At 66.5% G+C, this 24,146-nt stretch carries 20 protein-coding genes; 7 read left to right on the forward strand and 13 right to left on the reverse strand.

The genetic code is table 11. The features are described from left to right. The first annotated feature begins 135 nt into the window (after window positions 1-135). Window positions 136-798, forward strand: coding sequence for a GntR family transcriptional regulator (locus BHK69_RS00085; RefSeq protein ID WP_069688330.1), 663 nt, complete (start codon window positions 136-138; stop codon window positions 796-798). Between the two features lie 45 nt (window positions 799-843). Here the strand turns inward: BHK69_RS00085 and BHK69_RS00090 are convergent, their stop codons facing one another. Further along, complete coding sequence (locus tag BHK69_RS00090) at window positions 844-1,707, reverse strand: undecaprenyl-diphosphate phosphatase (RefSeq protein WP_069688331.1); 864 nt, start codon at window positions 1,705-1,707, stop codon at window positions 844-846. A 343-nt stretch (window positions 1,708-2,050) separates the two neighbouring features. Between BHK69_RS00090 and BHK69_RS00095 the strand changes: the two genes are divergently transcribed. Beyond that, a complete protein-coding gene (locus tag BHK69_RS00095) occupies window positions 2,051-3,370 on the forward strand; it encodes a hemolysin family protein (RefSeq protein ID WP_069688332.1) in 1,320 nt (439 codons plus the stop codon). A gap of 21 nt (window positions 3,371-3,391) precedes the next feature. Here BHK69_RS00095 and BHK69_RS00100 read toward each other — a convergent pair whose 3' ends face one another. Continuing rightward, entirely contained in the window at window positions 3,392-4,603 is a 1,212-nt protein-coding gene (locus BHK69_RS00100) for a M24 family metallopeptidase (RefSeq protein ID WP_069688333.1), read from the reverse strand. Between the two features lie 254 nt (window positions 4,604-4,857). On the opposite strand from BHK69_RS00100, the gene ggt reads away from it, so the two are divergent. Beyond that, window positions 4,858-6,465, forward strand: a complete 1,608-nt coding sequence (ggt, locus tag BHK69_RS00105) for a gamma-glutamyltransferase (RefSeq protein ID WP_069693238.1) — start codon at window positions 4,858-4,860, stop codon at window positions 6,463-6,465. A gap of 166 nt (window positions 6,466-6,631) precedes the next feature. On the opposite strand, the gene BHK69_RS00110 is transcribed toward ggt, so the two are convergent. Genes BHK69_RS00110 through BHK69_RS00160 form a run of 11 tightly spaced genes read right to left on the reverse strand, consistent with a single transcriptional unit; the run spans window position 6,632 to window position 20,000 of the window. Beyond that, window positions 6,632-7,930 carry an aspartate aminotransferase family protein gene (locus BHK69_RS00110; RefSeq protein WP_069688334.1) on the reverse strand — a complete coding sequence of 433 codons (1,299 nt, stop codon included), beginning with the start codon at window positions 7,928-7,930 and terminating at the stop codon, window positions 6,632-6,634. Window positions 7,931-7,978: 48 nt separating this feature from the next. Then, the gene (locus tag BHK69_RS00115) at window positions 7,979-10,243 is read right to left on the reverse strand and encodes a molybdopterin-dependent oxidoreductase (protein WP_069688335.1); all 2,265 of its coding nucleotides are present in this window, start codon (window positions 10,241-10,243) and stop codon (window positions 7,979-7,981) included. A 10-nt stretch (window positions 10,244-10,253) separates the two neighbouring features. Then, entirely contained in the window at window positions 10,254-11,759 is a 1,506-nt protein-coding gene (locus BHK69_RS00120) for an ABC transporter substrate-binding protein (protein WP_069688336.1), read from the reverse strand. A gap of 39 nt (window positions 11,760-11,798) precedes the next feature. After that, window positions 11,799-12,713, reverse strand: a complete 915-nt coding sequence (locus tag BHK69_RS00125) for an ABC transporter ATP-binding protein (RefSeq protein WP_069688337.1) — start codon at window positions 12,711-12,713, stop codon at window positions 11,799-11,801. Next, window positions 12,710-13,723 carry an ABC transporter ATP-binding protein gene (locus tag BHK69_RS00130; protein WP_069688338.1) on the reverse strand — a complete coding sequence of 338 codons (1,014 nt, stop codon included), beginning with the start codon at window positions 13,721-13,723 and terminating at the stop codon, window positions 12,710-12,712. Before BHK69_RS00130 ends, BHK69_RS00125 begins: the two co-directional genes overlap by 4 nt. 11 nt (window positions 13,724-13,734) lie before the next feature. Further along, window positions 13,735-14,910 carry a M24 family metallopeptidase gene (locus tag BHK69_RS00135; RefSeq protein WP_069688339.1) on the reverse strand — a complete coding sequence of 392 codons (1,176 nt, stop codon included), beginning with the start codon at window positions 14,908-14,910 and terminating at the stop codon, window positions 13,735-13,737. Window positions 14,911-14,912: 2 nt separating this feature from the next. Next, the gene (locus tag BHK69_RS00140; protein ID WP_069688340.1) at window positions 14,913-15,764 is read right to left on the reverse strand and encodes an ABC transporter permease; all 852 of its coding nucleotides are present in this window, start codon (window positions 15,762-15,764) and stop codon (window positions 14,913-14,915) included. A gap of 1 nt (window position 15,765) precedes the next feature. Continuing rightward, window positions 15,766-16,686, reverse strand: coding sequence for an ABC transporter permease (locus BHK69_RS00145; RefSeq protein ID WP_069688341.1), 921 nt, complete (start codon window positions 16,684-16,686; stop codon window positions 15,766-15,768). Next, entirely contained in the window at window positions 16,683-17,546 is an 864-nt protein-coding gene (locus BHK69_RS00150; protein WP_069688342.1) for an alpha/beta fold hydrolase, read from the reverse strand. Before BHK69_RS00150 ends, BHK69_RS00145 begins: the two co-directional genes overlap by 4 nt. Next, window positions 17,533-19,005 (reverse strand): NAD(P)-binding domain-containing protein, encoded by a 1,473-nt coding sequence (locus tag BHK69_RS00155; protein ID WP_069688343.1) that lies wholly within the window; start codon window positions 19,003-19,005, stop codon window positions 17,533-17,535. The genes BHK69_RS00150 and BHK69_RS00155 overlap by 14 nt, the downstream gene beginning before the upstream one ends. Beyond that, a complete protein-coding gene (locus BHK69_RS00160) occupies window positions 19,002-20,000 on the reverse strand; it encodes a LysR family transcriptional regulator (protein WP_069688344.1) in 999 nt (332 codons plus the stop codon). The genes BHK69_RS00155 and BHK69_RS00160 overlap by 4 nt, the downstream gene beginning before the upstream one ends. 142 nt (window positions 20,001-20,142) lie before the next feature. Between BHK69_RS00160 and BHK69_RS00165 the strand changes: the two genes are divergently transcribed. The 4 genes from BHK69_RS00165 (at window position 20,143) to BHK69_RS00180 (ending at window position 23,864) form a co-directional block, all read left to right on the forward strand. Then, window positions 20,143-21,258 carry a PLP-dependent cysteine synthase family protein gene (locus tag BHK69_RS00165; protein ID WP_069688345.1) on the forward strand — a complete coding sequence of 372 codons (1,116 nt, stop codon included), beginning with the start codon at window positions 20,143-20,145 and terminating at the stop codon, window positions 21,256-21,258. A 27-nt stretch (window positions 21,259-21,285) separates the two neighbouring features. Further along, complete coding sequence (locus BHK69_RS00170; RefSeq protein WP_244548363.1) at window positions 21,286-21,783, forward strand: CMD domain-containing protein; 498 nt, start codon at window positions 21,286-21,288, stop codon at window positions 21,781-21,783. Further along, on the forward strand, window positions 21,780-22,355 hold the full coding sequence (locus BHK69_RS00175) for a peroxidase-related enzyme (RefSeq protein ID WP_069688347.1): 576 nt from the start codon (window positions 21,780-21,782) through the stop codon (window positions 22,353-22,355). Before BHK69_RS00170 ends, BHK69_RS00175 begins: the two co-directional genes overlap by 4 nt. Before the next feature lie 183 nt (window positions 22,356-22,538). Next, complete coding sequence (locus tag BHK69_RS00180) at window positions 22,539-23,864, forward strand: LLM class flavin-dependent oxidoreductase (RefSeq protein ID WP_069688348.1); 1,326 nt, start codon at window positions 22,539-22,541, stop codon at window positions 23,862-23,864. The last annotated feature ends 282 nt before the right edge of the window (window positions 23,865-24,146 follow it).

Below are 24,146 nucleotides of genomic sequence, written 5' to 3' on the forward strand. Positions count from 1 at the left end.
CTCGCCGGCAGCTTTCCGCCGTGGCTGGCCTGGCCTAAGAGACTTCGGGTGGGGCCGTAGCTGCGCAGTCGCGGCCGCGGGCCCGCCCGAGGCTTTTGAGACGACGCTTTTCGCCGCAGCGTCCGGAACCATCGCATGCAGTCCTTCAAGCTCGATCCGCCGAAGTCGCTGGCCCAGAAGGTCGTCGGACGGCTGCGCCAGGCGATCATTGAGGGCGATCTCCCGCTTGGTGCGATCATCGCCGAGGAGATGCTGGCGCAATCCTTCGGCGTCAGCCGGACCCCGGTGCGCGAGGCGCTCAACCAGCTTCAGTTGCAAGGCCTGGTGGTGATCAAGCCGCAGGTCGGCAGCTTCGTCTTCAGCCCCGATGCCGAGGACATCGCCACGATCTGCCAGTTCCGGATCATCCTCGAACCCAAGGCGGCCGAACTCGCCTATCACCGGGACCGCAACAGTGTCGTGACCGAGATCTCGGCGGCGATCCTCGGCATGGAACGGGCGCTGAAGGCCAAGGACAACGTCGCCTATGGCCGCGCCGACACCGCCCTGCACGAGGCCTTCTTCAACCATTGCGGCAATCGCTATCTGCAGGAATCCTACCGGCTCGTGGCTGGACGCGTCGCGGCGCTGCGGACCAATCTGAGTTCGCCCATCGACGTCCAGACGCCGCTCTCCTTCGAGGAGCACCGCGCCATCCTCGGTTTCTTCCAGGCTGGCGACTTCGCCGGCTTCACCAGCCTGATGACCGCGCATATCGCCAATTCCGGCCAGACCTATGCGAAAGCGCTCCTGGGCTGAGAGCAAGCTCTCGCCTATCGCTAGATCGCTCAACCGCTAATGCAGCTAGCCCCCAGCCACTCCCAACAAGAGCAGGATGCCCATGCAGCCGCGATAGAGGACGAACGGCCAGCTCGACATGCGTTCCAGAAAGCGCATCAGCCCCCAGACCGCGGCAAATGACGCCAATGAACCGGCGACGAGGCCCACCAGCAGCAGCGCGGCGGCATGGGTATCGATGCCGGCCCTGGCGAGCTCGACCGCCTCCTTGAGGCCGGCCAGCGCGATCGCCGGCAAGCCGATCAGGAAGGACAGGCGCGCCGCTTCAGCGCGTTTGAAGCCCAGCCCCAGCGCCGCGGTCAGGGTCGATCCCGAGCGGGACACGCCGGGGATCAGCGCGCCGACCTGGGCGAGGCCGACCAGGAGGAAATCCCGAAGCCTGGACTGCTCGACGCTGCGGTCATGACGGGCCAGCCATTCGGCCAGGGCCAGAAGCAGCGCCATCGCGATCGAGCTGGCGCCGATCACCCAGAGCGAGCGCAAGGGCGAGCCGCAGGCATTGAGCAATGGCGCGAGCAGCACGCCCGCGACGACGATCGGGATCGTCGCCAGCACGATGCCGACCGCCAGCCTGACCTGTGGCCCGCCAGTCTCGCGACGCCTCAGCGCGAGGCAGGCCCCGCTCGCGATCTCACTGACGTCGCGCCGGAAATAGGTCACCACGGCAGCAAGCGCCGCCAATTGCATCAGCGCCGAGAAGGCCGATCCCGGATCCGGCCATCCCAACACGGCCGGGACGACGCGCATATGGGCCGTCGAGGAGATCGGTAGCAATTCGCTGACGCCCTGCACGAGGCCCAGCACTACCATCTGCCCGAAATCCAACGCGGCGAACCCGGTATCGATACCGGCCGAACATGCATTCGCCATCGCGAAGGCTCTCCATCCGAAAACGCGCCGTCTCCTATACGCTCGCGACGGGGATGTCGCTCAATGCGGCGTTGTCCGAAGGCGCCGATGCCAGCCTGGCGTGCCGGGACCGGCTGAAACCCGGATCGGCTGTCAGGCTGGAAACAGCAGCGCTCCCAGCGTCTCGCCGCAAGCTGTCTGGCATAGCCGAATAATAATCGCTCAGCGCCAAGAGCCATCAGGCTCGAGCGAAGCATCGCCCCCGCCCGATTGCCGCATAAGCGGTCACATGCGCGGGGCAAAGCCGTGCTATATGGGAAGTTCCATCAATAGTCCGTGGCGGCTCGCCGCCCAAAAGGAGACCATGCCTAGTTCCGATGGCAGTATGCCCGATCTGATCGGGATACTCGCCGTACTTGTTCTCGTTGCCGCGAACGGCTTTTTTGTCGCAGCGGAATTTTCCCTCGTCGCCGTCCGCCGCAGCCGCGTGACCGAACTGGTCAATGCCGGCAGGACCAATGCCGGCGCCCTGAAGCGGGCCGTCGACAATCTCGACGCCAATCTCGCGGCCACTCAGCTCGGCATCACGATTTCGTCCCTGGCGCTCGGCTGGATCGGCGAACCGGCGCTCGCCCATCTGATCATGCCCCTGCTGAACGCGCTGCCCGGAACCCTGGCAACGGCCAGTTCCCATGCGATCGCGGTGGCGGTCTCCTTCATCATCATCACCACACTGCATATCGTGCTGGGCGAACTCGCTCCGAAGAGCCTGGCTCTTCAACGCAGCGAAGGCACTGCGCTCTGGGTCGTGCGCCCCCTCGCCCTGTTCCTGTTCCTGCTCCGGCCGGCGATCATCGCGCTCAACGGCCTCGGCAATCTCCTGCTGCGGCTATGCGGCCTGCGGCCAGGCACGGGCGAGGATGCGCTGCATTCGCCTGAAGAGCTCAAGCTCCTCATCCAGGCCAGCCAGGAAGCCGGCATTCTCCAGCAGACGCAGCAGGAGGTTGTCGAACGTGTCCTCAATATCGGCGACCGCCGCATCGGCGACATCATGACGCCGCGCCGCGACATCGAGTGGATCGACGCCGATGACAGCCCGGCCGAGATGCTGCGCACCATCCGCGCCTGCCGCCACGAACAGCTCCTGGTCGGGCGCGGCGATGTCGACGAGCCCCTGGGCATGATCCTGAAGAAGGACCTGCTCGACCAGGTGCTCGACGGCAAGGCACTCGACCCGATGGCCGTCATCCGCGAACCCGTGGTCGTTCACGAAGGCGTGCCGATCTTCCGCGTGCTCGACCAGTTCAAGAAAGCCCCGGTCCGCCTCGCCATCGTCATCGACGAATATGGCAGCCTGGAGGGGATCGTCACCCAGACCGACCTGCTCGAGGCTATCGCCGGCGACCTGTCGGATGCGGAAGGCGAAGAGCCGGACATCGTCGAGCGTGAAGATGGCTCGCTGCTGCTCGACGGCGCGATGCTGGCTCACGACGCCTTCGCCCGCCTCGGCTTCCGATCGGGATCGGTGGAGGGCGATTTTCACACCATCGCCGGTTTCGCTTTGTTCCAGCTCGGACGGCTTCCGGAGGCCGGTGAGCATTTCGACTATGAAGGCTGGCGCTTCGAGATCGTCGACATGGACGGCAAGCGGATCGACAAGCTGCTCGCGACGACAGGGCCCTGATCGGCAGCCAACGCCGCGCAATCAGGCTTCGTAGCCGAAGGGATCGTCCACGGAATGGGCCGGCTTGGTGAACCAGTGGGCCCCGTCCTCGGCCATGTAGATAATGTCCTCCAAGCGCACGCCGAACTCGCCATAGATGCAGATCATCGGCTCGTCGGAGAAGCACATGCCAACTTGGAGCGGTGTCTTGTTGCCCTTCACCATGAAGGATTCCTCATGCACGTCGAGGCCGAGCCCATGGCCGGTGCGATGTGGCAGGCCAGGCACCTTGTAGCCCGGGCCGAAGCCCGCCGCCTCGATGACGCTGCGCGCCGCCGCATCCACCGCCTCGCAGGGCGCCCCCAGGACAGCCGCATCGAACGCCGCCAACTGCGCACGCTTCTCCAGGTTCCAGATCTCGCGCTGGCGCGGGTTGGCCTCGCCGAAGACATAGGTGCGGGTGATGTCGGAGCGATAGCCGCCGACCTTGGTGCCCATGTCGATCAGCACCATGTCGCCGTCCTGCAGCGTCTGCTCATAGGGCACGCCATGGGGATAGGCCGTCGCCTCGCCGAACTGCGCGGCGCCGCTCGTCCAGTTCATGCCGAGCTTGCGATGCGCCTGGTCGAGGAAGAGCTTGACCTGAGCGGTGGTGACGCCGACCTGCAGCGCCCGGGCCGCCGCCCTGTGCACCTCCATGGTGATGTCCATGGCGCGCTGGATCAAAGCGATCTCGGCTGCCGATTTCAGCTGCCGGCAGGCCGCGGTGATCACATTGCCATGGCTGAAGGAGAAGCGGTTACCGGCCTTGCGCAGCCCGTCGACGATATAGAACGGCGTATGCGGATCGAGTGCGACCTGACCGCTCTCATAGCCCAGGCTGCGGATGGTCTCGATCACCAACTCCGTTGGGTCCTCATGCTCCTCCCAGCAACGCACCTCCTCGCCGAAGCGCATCAATTCCCGCGTCTTCGGCTCCTCGAAGGTCGGGCTGAGATAGACGATCTCGCCCTCGGCCGGAATGACCGCGCCATGCAGGCGCTCGGACAAGGTGAGCTGGATGCCGGTGAAGTAGGCAAGGCTCGTGGAGGTGTCGAGATAGAGCGCCTGGAGACCTTGTTCACGCAGCAGGGCCTGCGCCTTGGCGATGCGAGCCTTGAACTCGGTCACCGCGATCGGCTCGATGCCATCCGTCATCGGCTTCAATTTGGCGAGCTCCGCCTCGAAGCTCGATCCGCCCACTCCGATCGTCATAGGTCGTGTCCTCCGTCTGGTCGCAGAAGCATTGGACCGATCAATCGCTGGTGGCGGGTGCAATGCCGAAGAGACCGATCGGAGCGGCGACGGGCTTGTTATGGACCGCATCCGTCGGAAACGGCACCTGCGCTGTCAGCTGCAAGCGCATGCGGATTTGCGGGTGGCGGATAGCCGCCCGACGCGCGATGCTGCCTCTTCCGGAGCGACGGACGCTCAAGGCGATGATGCGCGGCGGGACCAGGGAGACACATATGCGCGGCATGATCGTAGCGGCCCAGCCCGAGGCTGCCGAAGCCGGTGCCGACATTCTGCGCCGGGGCGGCAACGCCATCGACGCCGCCATCGCCTGCGCCTTCAGCCAGGGCGTGGTCGACCCGCAGATGTGCGGGATCGGCGGCTTCGGCGCGATGCAGATCAGCATGCCGAAACGCGGCGTGCACACCGTGCTCGAATTCCTGGCGCTGGCGCCCCTCGCAGCGACGCCCGAGATGTGGGCCGAGCGTTTCGTTGGCCAGACGCGCGACGGCTTCGTCTTCCTGCTCAGCGACCACGCCAACGAGCTCGGCCATCTCGCAGCCGGCACGCCGGGCAACGTCAAGGGCTACACCGAGGCCTTGTCGCGCTTCGGCACGATGGATCTCAGGGATGTGATGGCGCCAGCGATCCGGCAGGCGCGCGACGGTTTCACCATCCGCCCCTATGTCCACTACTACTGGACGATCGACCAGCGCAGCACCGGCCAGATCAACACCGAGGACAAGCTCCGACACAGCGAGACCGGGCGCAGGATCTATTTCCATCCCGACGGCACGCTGAAGCGCCCCGGCGACAGCGTCGCCAATCCCGACCTCGCCCGCACGCTGGAGCGCATCGCCGCAGCCGGCCCTGAGATCTTCTACACCGGCGCGATCGCCGAGGAGATCGCCGCCGACATGGCGGCGCAAGGCGGGCTCCTGACGAAGCGCGATCTCGCCGCGTACAAGGTGCGCGAGAAGCAACCCGTCTGGGGCGCCTATCGCGGCCTGCACATCGCCGGCAACCCGCCCGCCGCCGGTGGCGTCTCGCTGATCGAACTCATGCATATCCTGCAGGAGTTCGAGATCGGCGCCCTCGAGCACAACGGCGCCGAGCACATCGCGATCCTCGCCGAAGCGATGAAGTGGATGACGATCGACCGCGACGCCCATATCGGCGATCCCGACTTCGTCGATGTGCCGATCGACAGGCTGCTCTCGCAGGCCCATGCCGCCGGCCACGCCGCCAGGATCCGGTCAGGCGAGAAGGCGCGCGTGGCGCGCTCGGAATTGTCCAGGGATCCGCCGGATACCACCGTCGTCTGCGTCATGGACGAAGCGGGCAATGCGGTAACGCTGACCCACACCCTCGGCCAGCCATCGGGCGGCATCACCCCCGGCCTGGGCTTCATGTATAACGGCTCGATGAGCGGGTTCGACCCCCGTCCCGGCCGCGCCGGCTCGATCGCTCCCGGCAAGGCGCGCAGCAGCGCCATGGCGCCGACGATCATGTTCAAGGACGAGAAGCCCATCATCGCCATCGGCGCGCCGGGCGGCACCTTCATCGTGCCCGCCATTGCCCAGGCACTGAGCAATGTCATCGATTTCGGGATGAGCATGTCCGAGGCGGTCGCCGCGCCGCGCATCGTCTGCCTGAGCGACACGATCGACGTCTCCAACCGCATCGAGCGCCGCGTCAGCGCCGCATTGGAAGCCAAGGGCTACGCCATAAGCCGGTCCTACCAGTCCTTCGCCTTCGGCGCGCCACATGGCATCCGCGCGGAGGGGACAAGCTGGTCGGGCGGCGCCGATCCGCAGCGCGACGGCATGGCCCTAAAGGTCTGAAGCCGGTGCCGACGCCACCGATGCGAATCTGCGCGCGACGCTAGCCGCGCGCCTCGACATGGTTCGAAGTCGGCGCACGGGCTTCTGACGTCTGCCACTTGGCCAGGACAACGTATTTGGCGAGGACAACCTACCTGGGCGGGGCAACGCCCCGCCTCTTCCGGCCTCAGACAAGAAGGCTCCTGCGTGCGTCGAGAATGCCGTCCAGCGCGTTCAGGAAAGCCGAGATCTCCTGGCCTCCGATCGGGAAGGACAGGGCGATCAGGCCGCGCGGCGCGAAATAGATGCCGGCCTTCACGAGATCGAAGAACAGCAGGCTGCGCTTCGCGTTCGCCATCTGCGGTGCGCCCTGCGGGTGAATGTTCATCAACGAGCCGAGGCCGGACACGGTGATCGGCACGGTCTTGGCCGCAAACATTGCGTTCAGATCGGCGCGGAAGCGGTCGCCGCGCGCGTTCAAGGCATCGAGCGCCTCGGCCGTCAGGAGCTGCTCTACCGCCGCGAGCCCTGCCGCCATGGTCAAGCTGTTGTTGTTGTAGGTGCCGGCATGGCCGATCGAGGATGGCCGGCGCGGATCGAAGACCTGCATGATCTCGCGCCGGCCGCCGAAGCTGCCGAAGGCGAGGCCGCCGCCGAAGAACTTTCCGATCGTCGTCATATCCGGTGTGATGCCGAGCAGTTGCTGGCGCCCGCCGAGCGAGAGCCGCGAGGTCTGGATCTCGTCGAAGATCAGCACGGCGCCGGTCTCGTCGGCGAGCGCGCGCAGGCCGGCGAGGAATTCGGGCGCGCCCGGAATACAGCCCCCTGCACCCTGCATGGGCTCGACCAGGATCGCCGCCAATTCGCTGCGATGCGGCTTGACGAGGTCGAGCGTCTTTTCAAGGTCGTTATAGGAGGCGACGACGAAGTCGTGGGGCACCGTGACGGGCGTGCCGCCGGGTGGAAAGGTCAAGACACCGCCATGATAACCGCCCGCGAACACCAGGATCTTGCGCCGCCCGGTGAAGGTGAGCGCGGCGGCGAGCGCCATCAGATTGGCTTCCGTGCCGGAATTGGTGAAGCGCAGCAGATCCATCGACGGAAAGCGCGCGCAGATGCGCTCTGCCAGCTTCCCTTCGATGGCGTTGTGCGAGGACAGGTTGATGCCGTCATCGAGCGCGGCGCGGATCGCCTGCTTCAGCACCTCCGGTGAATGGCCGAAAATGCCGGCGGTGAACTCGCCCAGGAAATCCAGATATTCGTGCCCGTCGGCATCGGTCAGGCGGCAGCCCTCGCCGCGCAGCATGCAGAGCGGAAAGGGATCGTAGAAGAGCGAGGTCCGGGTGTTGCCGCCCGGCATCGACTCCGCAGCCGCCATGAAACGCGCCTGGCTTTCTCGGTTGCGGCGCACATAATCCTCGCGAGCCTCGGCGAGCGCGGCATCAAGCGCCTCGGCTTCATGCGAATTGGCGGCAGTCGAGGGCATGGTCGGCCTCTTGCGATGCGAGATGGCGGTGGCGGGTTCGATCGGCGGTCAGGTTCCTGCCCGCTTGATCTCGATCAGGCAAGAATTGGGCGCGGTCGCCTGCGCCAGGCGCGAGGTCGGCATGCTGGAGGTGAGGCTGTTGGGATTGCCGCCACGGTCGAGCGGCAAGGCCCAGCCGTCCCCAACCGGATCGTACCAGGCGCCGGTTGGCAGCACGGCGACGCCCGGCTCAACCTCACACGTCGACCTGAGCGCCGCCAGGCAGCGGCCGCGATCGTTGAACAGCTCCACGACGTCGCCATCCCGGAGATGGCGTTTGGCGGCGTCGGTCGGGTGCATCAGCACGACCTCATAGCCGTCGAGCTTGGCCCCCTGGCTCGGCCCCGCCAGTTCCAATTGGCTGTGCAGGCGATGCGCCGGCTGCGGCGAGAGCAGGTGCAGCGGGTAGCGCTGCGCCAAGGGCGAGCCGAGCCATTCCTCGGGCGCGAGCCAGACCGGGTGGCCGGGACAATCGTCATAGCCGAAGCCGGCAATCGTCGCGGAGGCGATCTCGATGCGGCCGGACGGCGTCTCCAGCGGCTTCCCCTCGGGGTCGGCGACGAAGTCGGCCAAGGGCGTGACCGGGGCCGGCGCCGTCTCACCTTCGTCGAGGGCGGCATAGCCGCGCGCCCAGAACGCCTCGAAATCCGGCAATTCGGCATGGGCTGTGCGGTAGCCGTCATACATCCGGCGCAACCACTCCCGCGGCTCGCGCCCTTCGGTGAAGGCGGGCTCGAAGCCCATCTCGCGGGCGATGCGCGCCATGATCTGATGATCGGACTGGACTTCGCCTGGCGGCGCGCAGACCTGCCGGCTGGCGATGAGCCAGTTGTCGCGGGAGGAGGCGGCGATATCGTCGCGCTCGAATGGGAAGCTCGCCGGCAGCACGATGTCGGCATGGCGCGCGGTCGCGGTCCACATCGGCTCATTGACGATCACCGTCTCCGGCCGCCGCCAGGCCTCGGTCAGGCCGGCGAGATCCTGATGGTGGTGGAACGGGTTGCCACCCGCCCACCAGACCAGGCGGATATCGGGCAGCACCAGTTGCCGACCGTCGTAGTCCAGCGTCCCGCCCGGCTGGGACAGGAGGTCGGTGATCCGCGCTACGGGGATGAAGCTCTCGACCGGGTTGCGACCCTGATCGAAGGCCGGCCCGCGCAACCGCCGGATCGGCTGGCCGACCGTGCTGACGGAGGTCAGGCCGAAGGCGATGCCACAACCCGGCCGTCCGGCATGGCCGGCAATGGCCGCAAGGGCGATCGCCGCCCAATAGGGCTGCTCGCCGAAGCGCGCCCGCTGCAGCGACCAGGCCGCATTGACAAGCGCGGGCTCCGAGACGAAGGCGCAGGCGAGATCCCGGATGGTCGCCGCCGGCACGCCGCAGATTCCGGCCGCCCAGTCGGCATCCTTGACCACCCCGTCGTTTTCACCCGCCAGATAGGCCTCAAGGGTTGCAAGCCCCACCGTGCAGCGCGCGAGGAAGGCGCGGTCGGCCAGGCCCTCCGCCAGCAGCGTCTGCGCCATCGCCAGCAACATCGCCGTATCGGTGTTGGGGCGGATCGCGATGTAGTCGATCGTCCCGCCCGGCAGGTCCGGGACATCGGTGCGCACCGGACTGACGACGACGATCCTGACGCCTGCTGCAGCCGCTGCCGCCAGCCCGCGCTCGGAGCGGTGCTGGCCGGTGCCGCCGGCCTCGACCTGCGCATTCGACAGGCGAAAGCCGCCAAAGGAGATCAGCAGCTTGGCATGAGCGGCGATCTGGTCCCAGCTCGGCGCGACATCGGTGGCGAATTTGAAGCGCGGGCCGATGACATGCGGCAGGATGACCGCGCCGGCCCCGAAGCTGTAGGTGTTGACGGCAGAGGTGAAGCCGCCCGCGAGATTGAGGAAGCGCTTGAGCTGGCCTTGCGCATGGTGGAAGCGCCCCGCACTGGCCCAGCCATAGGATCCGCCGAAGATCGCGGCATTGCCGTGAACCGTGCGGACGCGCTCGACCTCACCGGCGACGAGCGCCGCCGCCTCGTCCCAGCTGATGCGGATAAACTCATCACGGCCACGGTCTCGGCCGCGCCGCTGCGGGTTTTCCCGCGCCGCGAGCCAGCCCTTGCGCGCCATCGGATGAAGGACACGCGCCGGATGGTCCTTGAGGTCGAGATAGGCCGTCCCGACCGGCGAAGGCTGCGGGTCGAGCCCAAAACCTTGCAAGGCAGCCTGCCCGGAACCGTCGCGGACGACCTCATAGGTGCCGAAATGCGTTCCGAACAGGTGCAAGGGTCGCCTCCTACTGAGCCGGCTTCATATCGAAGGAGCGAACCCAATCGTCGCCGCGCGCCTGCCAGGTCACCCGCTTCGAGACACCATAGGTGGTCGGCTGCGCATAGAGGAACAGCACCGGGGCCTCCTCGCACATGATCTTGGTCGCGTCCTTATAGGCTGCGAGACGCTTGTCCTTGTCCATCGTCGAGCGCCCGGCATCGAGCGCCTTGCCGAAGGCAGCATTGTCCCAATAGGCGTACTGGTTGCCGGGCGCGAGTAGGGTCAACTGGCCGTCGGCGTCCAGGGTCGGCCAGCCATGGCTCAGGAGCGAGGTCTGCGCCAGGGTGCGCGATCTCAGATACTTGTTCATATAGGCGCCGAAATCCATCTCGTTCATCTTCACCTTCAGGCCGGCGTCGCCGAGCATGGCGGCCACCGCCTGAGCGACCTCCTGCCCCTGAATGTAGGTCGCGACGGGGATATCCATCTCGATCACCTGCTTGAGGTCGATGCCGGATTCCTTCAGCAGGGCCTGCGCCTTCTTCACGTCGTGGGGATAGGGCTTGAGGTCCGGATTGAAGCCGAAATAGGACGGGGTCAGGATCTGGCAGGGCTCGACATAGGCCTGCCCGTCGAAGATCGAATCCCGGATCGCATCCTTGTCGATGGCGTAGTTCATGGCCTGGCGCACCAGCTTGTTGTCGAGCGGCGCCTTCTGGGTGTTGAACTTGATGAAGACGTTGCGCGTGCTCTGCACCGAGCCGGCAATGGCGTTCTTGCTCGCCTTGACCCGCGCAAGCTCCGAGGTCGGGATGCCGGTCACGAGATCGACCTCGCCGGCCAGCAGCGCGGCGATGCGGCTTGCCGGTTCCGGGATCGTCTTGAACACGACCGTGTCGAAGTCCGGCTTGCCCTGCCAGCCTCCCGGATTGGCGGCGAGCGTGATGTGGTCGCCCGGCACGTTCTCGGTCATGCGGTAGCGGCTGCCCGACATCGTCTCGGTTGCCGGATTGTGGCTCGCCGCCCATTGCGGCGGCAGCAGGAAGAACATCGAAAGCTGGTCGACGAAGGCCGGGAACGGCGCGCTGGTCTCGACCTCGACGGTCCTGGCGTCGATGACGCGGACCTCCTTGACCAGGTCGAACCAGGATTTGATCCGCGCATTGACCTTGGCATCGCGCACGCGGTCGAGATTCCATTTGACCGTCGAGGCGTCGAGCGGCTCGTCATTGATGAATTTGGCGCCCTCGACGAGGTCGAAGCGCCATGTCGTGTCGTTCACCAGCGTCCAGGATTTCGCCAGCGCGGGCACCAATTTGAGGTCGGCGCCGCGGATGACGAGCGAGGGATAGATATGGCTCAGCAGGCTCATATCGGAGCCGAAGGAGCCCGTCATATGCGGGTCGAAGGTATTGACGTTGACCGAGAGCGCGATCGTCGCCGTGCGCCCCGTCTGGGCCAGCGCCGGCGAAGCGGACAGCGCGGCGGCCAATGCGGCAGCGTTGAGGGTCTTGATCCAGAACGATGTCATGTCACGGGCTCCAATGGCGATAGCAAGGGCAATAAGGGCTCAAATCAGGACGAAATGACCGGGCGAAACCTCGGTCAGCACGGCATCGGGGGCCGGCTTCTGCGTCTCGTAGTCGAAGGCCAGCGGCCGCCTGGCGCGCTCGATCGCCGGGTTCGGGATCGGAATCGCCGAGAGCAGCGAGCGCGTATAGGGGTGGCGCGGATCGGAAAAGATCGCTTCCGTCGGGGCGATCTCGACCAGGCGCCCGCGCAGCATTACCGCGACGCGGTGGCAGAGATAGCGCACCATCGACAGGTCATGCGCAATGAAAAGATAGGCCATGCCCAGCTCCTGCTGCAGGTCCTGGAACAGGTTGACGATCTGGGCCTGGATCGAGACGTCAAGCGCCGTGATCGGCTCGTCGGCGATGATCAGGCGCGGGCGCATCGCGACGGCCCGCGCGATGTTGACGCGCTGGCGCTGGCCGCCGGAGAATTCGTGCGGATAGCGCGCCATGAAGCGCGGATCGAGCCCGACCTGCTTGAACAGGGCCGCGACGCGATCGTTGCGCTCCGAGCGGCTGGTGACGAGGCCGTGCACGATCAGGGGCTCGGCGACGAAATCCCCCACGGTCATGCGCGGGTTGAGCGCGGCGTAAGGATCTTGGAAGACGACCTGCATCTGGCGGCGAAAGGCCTTCAGTTCGCGCGCCGGCAAAGCCGTGATGTCGTGGCCATCGAAGTGGATCTCGCCGCCGGTGGGCTCTTCCAGGCGCAGCACGACGCGCCCGGTCGTGCTCTTGCCCGAGCCGGATTCGCCGACCAGCCCGACGATCTCGCGGGGTGCGATATCGAAGGAGACGTCGTCGATCGCCTTGACCAGATGCGACGGCCCACTGAGCCAGCCGCCGCCACTGGTATAGTGCTTCGCCAGGTTGCGGACGCTGAGAAGCGGATGCGTCGGCGACGTGCTCATGCCACGGTCTCCCTGCGGGCCTTCAGCGCGGCGGGCAGATCATACCACGCGGCGACGAGATGGCCCGGCACGCTGCCCTCGGCCTGGCGCAAAGGCGGCATCTCCATGAGGCAGCGCGGCGTCGCGAAGGCATTGCGCGGCGCGAAGGGGTCGCCCACCGCCGGCTTGTAGAGATCGGGCGGCGAGCCCGGGATCTGGTGGAGCCGCCCCTCAGTGCGGCGCTCCGCCGTGGGCAGCGATTGCAGCAGGCCCCAGCTATAGGCACTGCGCGGATCGGCGAAGATCGCATCGACCGGGCCGCGCTCCATGATACGCCCGCCATACATCACCTGGATGCTGTCGGCGATGCCGGCAACCACGCCCATGTCATGGGTGATCCAGATCACCGTGGTGCCGAACTCGCGCTTCAGATCCTTGACCATGTCGAGGATCTGCGCCTGCACGGTCACGTCCAGCGCCGTCGTCGCCTCGTCCGCGATCAGGAGCTTCGGCCGGCAGGCGACGCCGATCGCGATCATCACGCGCTGGCGCATGCCGCCGGAGAACTGGTGCGGGTACTGGCCGATGCGGCGCGCGGCATCGGGTATGCGCACGATCTCGAGCAGTTCGATCGCCCGCGCCCGCGCCGCCTTGGCGTCGAGCTTTATGTGCCGGCGGATCAGTTCGACCAGTTGCCGCTCCACCGTTAGCACCGGGTTGAGCGAAGTCATTGGATCCTGGAAGACGAAGCCGATCTGCCCGCCGCGAATGTCACGCAAGTCCCGCTCGGGCAGCGTCAGCAGGTCGCGCCCCTGGAACAGCACCTGCCCGGAGACGATGCGGCCGGGCGGGCGCGGAATCAGCCCGCACATCGCCAGGACATGCACGCTCTTGCCCGAGCCGGATTCCCCAACGATGCCCAGCGTCTCGCCCTCATCCAACGCATAGGAGACGTCGTTGACGGCATGGACCGTCCCGCCCGGCGTATCGAAGGCGACGGTCAGGTTCCTGACTTCGAGGAGCGGGGCCATGCCGGTTCGCCTCAGGCGTTCAACACGACGTCCGGCGCGCGCGTCAGGAACTCGCAACCGCCTTCCGTGATCAGGACGGTGTCGGAGAGCTGGGTCGCGGCGATGCCGGGGATGCGCAGATTGGGCTCGAGCGTCAGGATCATGCCGGGTTCGAGCAGGATGTCGGTCTTGGCGTCGAGGGAAGGGTGTTCATGCGCGCCGAGCCCGATGCCGTGGCCGATGCGGCCCGGCAGGTACTTGCCATAGCCGCGCGCCTCGAGCCCTGCCTTGGTCGCGTCGAAGAGTGCGCTGATCGGCGTGCCGGGCTTCAGCAAGGTCGCGACCTCGTTGCGGATCTCGATGATCGAATCGAGCGCCCGACGACGCTCGTCGTTCAGTGCGCCGACAGCGACCGTGCGCTCGTTCTCGGCATGGATGCCGTTGACGATCGTCCAGATCAGGATGCTGATCGCCTCGCCGGCTTCAGGCTTGCGGTTGGTCGGGTTGTCGCAGTTCATGAACATGCGGTCGCCAGCCAGAGCCCAGGCCCAGAGGCCGTTCTGCGCCCCGCCTTCGAGGCTGCCGAAATCGCAGACCTCCTTGTCGGGGAAATTATCGGCCCAGAAGCGGTTCATCGCCGCCATGGCTGCGAGCGACACGTCACGCTCCGAGCCGCCCTGCCGGACGGCTTCGACGGCAGCGATCATGCCGGTGTCGGCGATGCGGGCGGCGTCGCGGGCATTGGCGATCTCGTCGGCATCCTTCACCAGACGGGTCGTCATGATCATCTCGGAGGCGTCGCGGAAGGAGGCGTCGGGCAGAAGCTCGGCAAGCTGGCGCGCCCGCGTAACCGGCAGGAAGTCCTCCTCGACGCCGATGACGGCCTTGGCGAGCCCGGCCTCCTCCAGCATCGTCTTCAGCGCATCCAGCCAGTTCGGCCCCATCGTGACCTTGGTCGACCAGGCGCCGTAGAGGCGGATGTCCTCGATGAAGGTCGAGGCGCGGGCATGGTCGTCGCGCAAGGCGTGGATCAGCATCGAGGGCTTGCCCTGCGCAGGCAGGATCGCGATCACCGGATGGCTGTAGATGATCGGGTTGAAGCCGGTCAGGTAGAAGCTGCTCTCGGGCTTGAAGGCGAGGATCACATCGAGCCCGGCGGCGCGCATCCTCTGGCGCAGGCGGTCCGTGCGGGGGGCGGTGATGGTCATGGTCACGTCCTCAATTTCGGGTCGAAATAGTCGCGCAGCCAGTCGCCGAGCAGGTTGACGCTCAGAACGGTCAGCAGGATGGCAAGGCCGGGAAAGGTGACGATCCACCAGGCCGTGGAGATGTAGACGCGCCCCTCGGCCAGCATCCGCCCCCAGCTCGCATCGGGCGGCTGCACGCCGAGGCCCAGGAAGGACAGGGCCGCATCCATGATGATGACGCGCGCGAGCTCCAGCGTCGCGACGACAAGCGCCGGTGTCAGGACATTGGGCAGGATATGGCGCAGCATGATGCGCCAGGTGCTCGCGCCGATCGCCCGGGCCGATTGCACAAATTCACGCGAGCGCAGCGCCAGCACCTGCCCGCGGATGATACGGGCGTAGCGGATCCAGCTGGTGACGGCCAGGACGATAACCAGGTTGGTCAGGTTGGGACCGAGCGCCGCGACCACGAGCAGCGCCAGCAGCATCAGCGGAATGGCGAGCTGGATATCGACGAGCCGCATCAGGATGCGGTCGACGACGCCGCCGAAATAGCCGGCGACGATGCCGAGGAAGACGCCGACGATGCCGCCCAGCACCACGGCACAGGTCGCGACCGAAAGCGTGATCTGGCTGCCATAGATGATGCGGCTGAGGATGTCGCGGCCGAGCTGGTCGGCGCCGAGCGGATGGGCGCCCGGGCTGAACAGGCCCGACCATGTCGGCGGCGCGAAGCGCCCGCGCAGATCCGAGCGCACCGGGTCGGGCAGTCCCAGCAAGGGCGCCAGGATCGCCGCTCCGATGAACAGCGTCAGCAGAACCGCGCCGAGCAGGCCGGTCCGGCTGCGAAGCAAGGCGCGCAGGAAATCAGCCATCTCAGGCACTCCCCTTGATGCGGGGGTCGAGCAGCGCATAGAGCAGGTCGACGATCAGGTTCGTCGCGACATAAATCGCCGCGATCAGCGCGACGCCGGCCTGGATCACGGGAAAATCCTTGGTCTCGATCGCCTGGACGATCAACCGGCCGACGCCCGGCCAGGCGAACACCGTCTCGGTGACGACCGAACCACCCAGAAGCTCACCGGTCAGGATGCCGATCATCGTCACCACCGGGATCAGCGCGTTGCGCGCGACATGCCAGGTGAAGACGGTCGCCGGCATCAGCCCCTTGGCGCGGGCGGTGCGGACATAATCCTCCTTGAGCACGTCGAGCATGCTGGAGCGGAACAATCGCGCGATCGATGCGGAGACGAAGACGGCAAGCGTCAAGGCCGGCAGGACGAGGTTGGCCGGGCTGCCATAGCCGCCGGTCGGCAGCCAGCCGAGATCGACCGCAAACAGCAGGATCAGCATGATGCCGAGCCAGAACACCGGCGTCGCCTGCCCCAGCAAGGCCAGCGTCATCACCACGAATTCGGCAACCGAGCCGCGCCGCATGGCGGCGATCGCGCCTGCCGTACCACCGATCAGGACACCGAGCACGATCGCGGTCAGTGCGAGTTGGATCGTTGCCGGCATCCGCTCCAGCACGACGCCGATGGCCGGGCGCCCGAACTGGAAGGACTGGCCGAAATCGCCGGTCAGGGCCTGGGCGAGAAAGGTGATGTATTGCCGCCAGATCGGCTGATCGAGCCCCAGCTCGGCCGACAATGCCTGCATCTGCTCGGGAGAAGCACCGACCGGCAGGAGCAGCGCGACCGGGTCGCCCAGGAAGCGCGTGACGAAGAACACGATCGTCACCACGCCCCAGATCGCAATGAGGGCCTCGCCGAGCTTTCCGGCAAAGTAGCGCGTCACGGCACCGTCCTTGCGAGGAAGTCCCTGACGGCCGACAGCACGCGCGCATTGGCCTCGATATGGACGGCGTGGTTGGCGCCTTCGATCTCCAGCAGCTCGGCGCCCGGAACCATCTCGGCAATCAGGCGCGACTGGCTCGGCGGGCAGATCCAGTCGGCCGCGCCGCAGATCGCCAGCGTCGGCACATCGATGCCGGCGAGCCTGTCGCGCAGGTCGTAATCCTTGGTGGCGAAGAGCGCATTATGGGTTTGCGCATGCAGATGCAGCGTGCGCGTCTTCTCCAGCGCGGAGTCCGGGTCGAAATTCTCGAAATAGAGCGGCTGCAAAGCGAGCCAGATCAGGCGCAGCTCGGTGTCGTCGATAATCTTGTCGGAGAACAGCTTCTCGACCATGCCGATCGAGGCGCAGGGCGCCTTGTGGAGGCGCGCCTTGAAATGCTCGATCGCCTCCGCCTCATGGTGGTGGCTCGGCGCAGTCCCGCGCAGGATCAGGCGCGACAGGCTGTTGCTGCCATATTTGACCGCATGGGTCAGCGCGATCATGCCGCCGAAGGAACCGCCGATCAGCACGATCTTGCGGCCGCCGCAGAGCGCCTGCCGCAAGGCCTCGACATCGTCGGCGAACTGCTCGAACAGGAAAGGCGGCGTCAGCGAGCTGCGGCCGCAGCCGCGCTGGTCGAAGGCCAGCACGCGATAGCGGTCCGACAGCGCCTGATAGGCGCCGAACTCGCCGCGATGATCGCCGATGCCGCGCCCGCCATGCAGCACGATGATGGTCTCGTCATGCTCCTCGCCGGCGACGTCGTAGCAGAACGTCGCGCCGTTGAGCTCGATCCAGCGCGGGTTTTCATTCGGCGGCATGGGAGGCTTCCTGCGAGGGGGCGTCGGCATCGGTCCATTCGTCGCCCTGGAGCTCGGGCGTGTCGAAGGCCTGGAGGGTGGCGAAATGCGTCTCGCGATCGGCGACGAACAGGCTGCGGACGATGCCGCGCGCGAGGCGGTCCGCGCCTTCGCTGATCGCCGGGATGTCGCCCGAGAGCTTGCCGTGACTCAAGGTGGCGGGAAAATTGAAGCAGTGGATGGCCTTGAGCGCCGGGCAGGAACCAGGCGTCTTCTCCAGGAACTCGAAGCTCTCGCCGAGATCGGGCGAGGTTTCGAGCTCCACATTGGGCATGTCGGCGGGTACCGGGAAGCGATCGCGCCAGAGCCGGATATGCGGGGCGAAATCGGCCAGTTCCGGGCGCGACATCAGCTCGACGCGGAAGCCCGTGCCGAAGATGATGAAATCAGTGTCGTAGCGCCCCTTCGGGGTCGTCAGGACGAGGTGCCCGTCGCGCTCCTCGATGTCGAGGATCGGGCTGCCCAAATGGAAATGCCCGTTGGGATGTTGCGAGACCCGCAAGGTGCTCGGGCGCGGCGGCGGCGTCTGTGCGCGCAAGGTATGGTCGAGGAAGCGCCATTTCCACTCGTCCGGCAGTCCGGCGAAGCCATGGACGACGCCCTGGCTGCCAATGCCGGTGAACTTGTTGACGCGCGGTATGTCGGTGCGGCGGATGAACAGGTCGAGCCGCGCTGCACCGGCTTCCAGCGCGACGGCGGCATTATCCATCGATGACGCGCCAGCGCCGACCACGGCGACGCGCTTGCCTTTCAGCGCCTCGAAATCGATCGCGTCGGCGGTATGGGCCCAATAGCGGCGGTCGATCGTCTCCGTGATCGACGGAACATAGGGCCCGCCAAGCCCGTCGCGCCCCGTGGCCAGGACGACATGGCGCGCATGGACGACCTCAGTCACGCCCGCTTTGACGATCTGGAGCGCGAGGATGCCGTCGGGCCGGGCATGGATCGCGGCGACCTCCGTCGCGTTCTCGACGGGCAGGTCGAGCATCCGGCGGTACCAGATCAGGTAATCCATCCAGAGCGCACGCGGCGCCCTGTCGAGCGCGTCCCAGGCGGCCCGCCCGAACTGGGCCTCGTAGAAGGCGCGGAAGGTCAGCGCCGGCAGGCCCATCGCCGGCCCGGTCAATTGCTTCGGCGAGCGCAAGGTCCGCATCCGCGCGAAGGTCACCCATGGCCCTTCCAGGCCCGCGGGCGCACGGTCGTAAAGCACGTGATTGTCGACGCCGAGGCGCTTCAGCATGCCCGACGCGACCAATCCCGCCATGCCGGCACCGATGATGACGACGTCGCGCACGCGCCGCCCGTCGATCTCGCGCGGCGGCACCCAGGATTTTGCCGGAAGCTCCAGCCATTCCAGATCCTGACGCAAGCGGGCTTCCAGCGCCGCCAGCCCCATCGGGGTCGCGGGCGACACGGTCATGAGCGCGCCTCCTGATTGTCCGCCGCGCCATAAACGGCATCGGCCAGCATCTCGGTGCCGGCCGCGTCACGCAGCACGAAGCCTGGAATGAGCGCAGCGGCGGATTTCAGCAGCGCCTCGTTCAGCGCCGCGATGCTGGGCGTGAGCGGGCGCGCGACAGGCGAGATCGCCCCGAACAGGAACGGGATGGTCACGTCGAGCGGGCGCAGCACGACGCCCTTGATGGGCAGACCACAGGCCGCCGCAGGCTCGATGATGGCGATGCCCAAACCGCGACGCGCCAAGGCGAGCGCCGTGAGCGATGCATTGGCGTCGATCAGCTCGCGCGGTGCGATGCCGGCTGCTGCGAAAGCCTCGTCCACCCGCCGGCGCAGCCGGTAGGGGTTTGCCATGGTGATGACGCGCCGCGCGGCAAGATCGGCGAGTGCGACGACGTCAAGGCTCGCCAGCGGATCGCTTTCCGCCATCGCCGCGAGGCAAGGCGCCTCGCCGATCCAGTGCACATCGAGGCCGGGATGCTCGATCGGCAGGGTAGCAAGGCCGAAATCGGCCGATTGCGACAGCACCTGCTGCACCACGCCCTCGGCCGAGAGCGCCTCGATATGGATCTGCCGCGGCAGGAGCGCCGGGTCCATCGCGGCGAGCGCATCCGGCACGATACCGGCAGCCAGCGCCGGCGTCGCAGCGAGTTCGATCGCGGGCAGCGCCCCGGCCCCGATCGCCGCCGCACGCTCGCGGATATGCTTGAGGCCGAAGAACAGGCGTTCGACCTGGACATGGAACAGCACACCGCGCGGCGTCGGGCTGATGCGCGGACCGCTGCGATGCAAGAGCTCGTAGCCGATCTCCGCCTCGAGATCGCGGATCTGCCGGGTCACGGCCGGCTGGGAGCGATCCAGCAAGCGCGCCGCGCCGGTAATGCTGCCAGCCGACATCACCGCCACGAAGGCTTCAAGCTGCCGGATGTCGAGCGCGCCATTATTCATATCTGGCATGCTAAGCCGGCATTTATGCGGATCAAACATAAAACACTGATCGATAACCGCCGATCCGCACATTTTTGAATGATTGGAAGATATTGATACTGAATTCGCATAATGAGAGACTGATTGTCCCCGATCGGAACCCGGCACAGCAATGCAAGTCCCCAGCTCCCCGCGCAGTTCTGACAATTGCCCTCGCGCCTGGGTCGGAGACGCCATCGCCGTGCTCGAAGCCGACCAGCACCGCTCGGCCGATACGCATCTCTTCAAGCTCGGCTGCGCGGGCCTGAGCGGGATCGACATCTACCTCAAGGACGAGTCGACCCATCCCACAGGCAGCCTGAAACACCGGCTGGCGCGATCGCTCTTCCTCTACGCGCTCTGCAACGGGCATATCCGCGAGAACACACCGGTCGTGGAGGCCTCATCAGGCTCGACAGCCGTCTCGGAAGCCTATTTCGCTGAGATGATCGGCGTGCCGTTCTATGCCGTGATGCCGCGCTCGACCTCGGCGGAGAAGGTCGCGGCGATCGAGCATTACGGCGGAACCTGCCATTTCATCGATGATGGCCGGCTGCTCTACAGCGAGGCCGCCGCGCTCGCCCAGCGCCTGGGCGGCCACTACATGGACCAGTTCACCTTCGCCGAACGCGCCACCGACTGGCGCGGCAACAACAACATCGCCGAATCCATCTTCGAGCAGATGCAGCGCGAGCGTCACCCGATCCCGCGCTGGATGGTGATGGGCGCCGGCACCGGCGGCACCTCGGCAACGCTCGGGCGCTATCTGCGCTACAAGCGCCATGCGACCAGGCTCTGCGTCGCCGATGTCGAGCACTCCGCCTTCTTCGAGGGTTTCCGGACACGCGACGCCGCCTGCTGCTGCGAGCGCGCCTCGCTGATCGAGGGCGTCGGGCGGCCGCGCGTCGAGCCCTCCTTCATTCCCGGCGTCGTCGACCGCATGGTCAAGATTCCCGATGCGGCCTCGATCGCGGGGATGAACGTCCTGTCGCGCCGGCTCGGCCGCCGCGTCGGCGGCTCGACGGGCACGAATTTCTTCGCGCTGTGCTGGCTCGCCAATGAGATGAAGGCGAACGGCGTCGAGGGCTCGCTCGTCACCTTGATCTGCGATTCCGGCGAGCGCTATCTGAAGACCTATTACGAGCCCGAATGGGTCGTCTCGAAAGGTCTCGACGCCGCGCCCTATGAGGCCAGGATCGAGACCCTGCTGGCTGGCGGCGCGTTCGACTGCCATCTCGAAGAGGCCTGAGCCTCCACCCGATCGCAAGAGAGACGCATGTCTTCCACCACTGTCATGTCTTCCGCCACTCTCATCGAGCAGCTTGCCGGCATCGAGCCCGGATCGGCGCTTGCGCAGGCGCTCTCGACCCGAGCCGAGATCATGCGCCTGAGCCAGGCAAGCCATGACGCGGTCCTCGTCCCCAAGGAGCCTGGTGGCCTGAGCCATGGCCTGCGCGCCGCGCTCGCCGCCCGCATGGCGCGGCAGAACGCCGACCTCGCTTTGGTTGCGCATTACGAGGCCTGCCTCGCCCGCACCGGCGAAGTCGAGGCCGTGCCCCTCTCCGAGCCGGAACGGCAGCGTATAGCGGCAATCCTCCGCCATGCCGACATGCTGACCTTGTCTCCGCGCGACGCGACGCGGGCCGATATCGAGACGCTGAAGGCGGCCGGCGTCGAGGAGGCCGACATTGTCCGCCTCGCCGAGCTCGCCGCCTTCGTGAACTATCAGATCCGCGTCCTGGCCGGCCTCAAGGTCTTGAGGGGAACCCGATGAGCAACGTCGTCCACGCCTTCACCAGCACGGTTCCGGTCTGGTCGCCCTATGTCACGCCGGTCGACCTCGCCTCGGCGACGCCCGAGCAGATGGCGGCGATGCAGGTGACGCCCTCCAACAAAGGCGTCTCGAAATACGTCCTCACTTTGGCGCATGATCCGGAATCGCTGGCGGTGCGCTCGCCGCTGTTCAACCTGATCATGTATGGCAAGGACGGCTTGTCCTCCGCCGAGCGCGAGCTCGGGGCAGTCGGCGCCTCCGTCGTCAACCGCTGCATCTATTGCGCTGCGGTCCACGCCTCGCGCTTCAACGGCCTGACCAAGCGCCCCGAGGTCATCGAAGCGATCTTCAAGGACGAGCTCGAAGCCAAGATCGCACCGCGCGAGCAGGCGATCTTCGATTTTTCGGCGCGGCTCTCGACGACGCCATCACAGCTCGTGCAAGACGACGCGGACGCCCTGCGCAAGGCAGGGCTCGACGAGCTCGAAATGCTCGACCTCGTTCTCTCCTCCGCCATCTTCGGCTGGGCGAACCGGCTGATGCATACGCTGGGCGAGCCGCTGGAACCCTGAGATCCGGCGCCTTCTGTCCGCCGGACGGATCATTGTTCCACCACAAGGCGTCGCGACAGGACAAATGCGCTCGCTACGCCCCCGCAGCGAGCGCGAACATCGCTTTGTGCGCCCCCTCCTAAAAAACGCAACGCCCCTGTCTTAAGTCTTGAGGCGCTCGAGACCCTCACGACAGGCCGCTCCATGCCCGCTCCCCGCCAGCTTCATCTCGGCGCCTTCATGCGCCCGGTCAGCATCCATACCGGCGCCTGGCGCTATCCCGGCGCCTACCCGGATGCCAATTTCAACTTCGGGCACCTGAAGCGCTTCGCGCAGAAGCTCGAGGCCGGCAAGTTCGACGCCTTGTTCATGGCCGATCATCTCGCCGTGCTGAACATGCCGGTCGAGGCGCTGAAGCGCAGCCACACCGTGACCTCCTTCGAGCCCTTCACCCTGCTCTCGGCGCTCGCCAGCGTCACCGAGCATATCGGGCTCGTCGCCACGGCCTCGACGACTTTCGACGCCGCCTACCATATCGCTCGGCGCTTCGCCTCGCTCGACCATATCAGCGGCGGCCGGGCGGGCTGGAACATCGTCACCACCTCGAACCCCGACGCCGCGCTGAATTTCGGGCTCGACGAGCATATGGACCATGGCGAGCGCTATGACCGGGCGCGCGAGTTCTACGATGTCGTCACCGGGCTCTGGGATTCATTCGCCGACGACGCCTTCATCCGCGACCGCGAGAGCGGGCTCTTCTTCGATCCGGAAAAGATGCATGTGCTGGCACATAAGGGCGAGCACCTCTCGGTGCGCGGCCCGCTCAACATCGCCCGGACGCCGCAGGGCTGGCCGGTGATCGTTCAGGCCGGCGCCTCCGAGCCCGGACGTCAGCTCGCAGCCGAGACGGCCGAGCTCGTCTTCGCCGCCCACCGGACGCTCGACGCCGGCCAGGCCTTCTATGCCGATGTGAAGGGCCGGATGGAGGCGATCGGCCGTAATCCCGACCACCTCAAGATCCTGCCCGGGGTCCTCACCGTGGTCGGCGACACGGTCGAGGAGGCGCAGGAGAAGCGCGCCTTGCTCGACAGCTTCGTGCATTACGACAGCGCCATCGCCTCGCTCTCGATCGCGCTCGGCCATGATGCCTCGGGTTTCGACCCCGACGGGCCGCTGCCCGAGATCCCTGAGACCAATCAGAGCAAGAGCGGTCGCGAGCGCACCATCGAACTGGCGCGGCGCGAGAATCTGACCGTGCGCCAATTGGCGCAGCGGCTCGGCGGCTATGGCGGGCTCGCCTTCGTCGGCACGCCCGAGACCATCGCGGATTCGATGGAGGAATGGCTGACGACGCGCGGCAGCGACGGCTTCAACGTGATGTTCCCCTATCTGCCGGAAGGGCTCGACGACTTCGTCGACAAGGTCGTGCCGGTGCTGCAGCGGCGCGGCCTGTTCCGGACGGAGTATACCGGCAAGACCTTGCGCGAGAATCTCGGCCTGCCCCGCCCGGCGAACCGGTTCTTCGCCTGACAGCGAGCGGGAGGCCGCATCCGTGACTGCCCGGATAAGCGGCACCGAGCGAAAGGCTATCGCGGAGCGCGGTCTGGAGAGGTCGACATCCCTCCCGGACAGCGATCTTTGAAAGGACATTTCATTGACCGGGCCCAAGCGATCGAGAAATACTCAAGTATCGAAACGATGTCGTCCGGATCGATCGCGGGATTTGCTGGAGCAGCTTGCGCCGCGTCACCAACGCTAAAAGCACCACGATCAATTCGTGGGCTCCCAATGGATGGAGACACGGTCATGATC

Origin of the sequence: Bosea vaviloviae (assembly GCF_001741865.1) — a bacterium.
GTDB lineage: Bacteria > Pseudomonadota > Alphaproteobacteria > Rhizobiales > Beijerinckiaceae > Allobosea > Allobosea vaviloviae.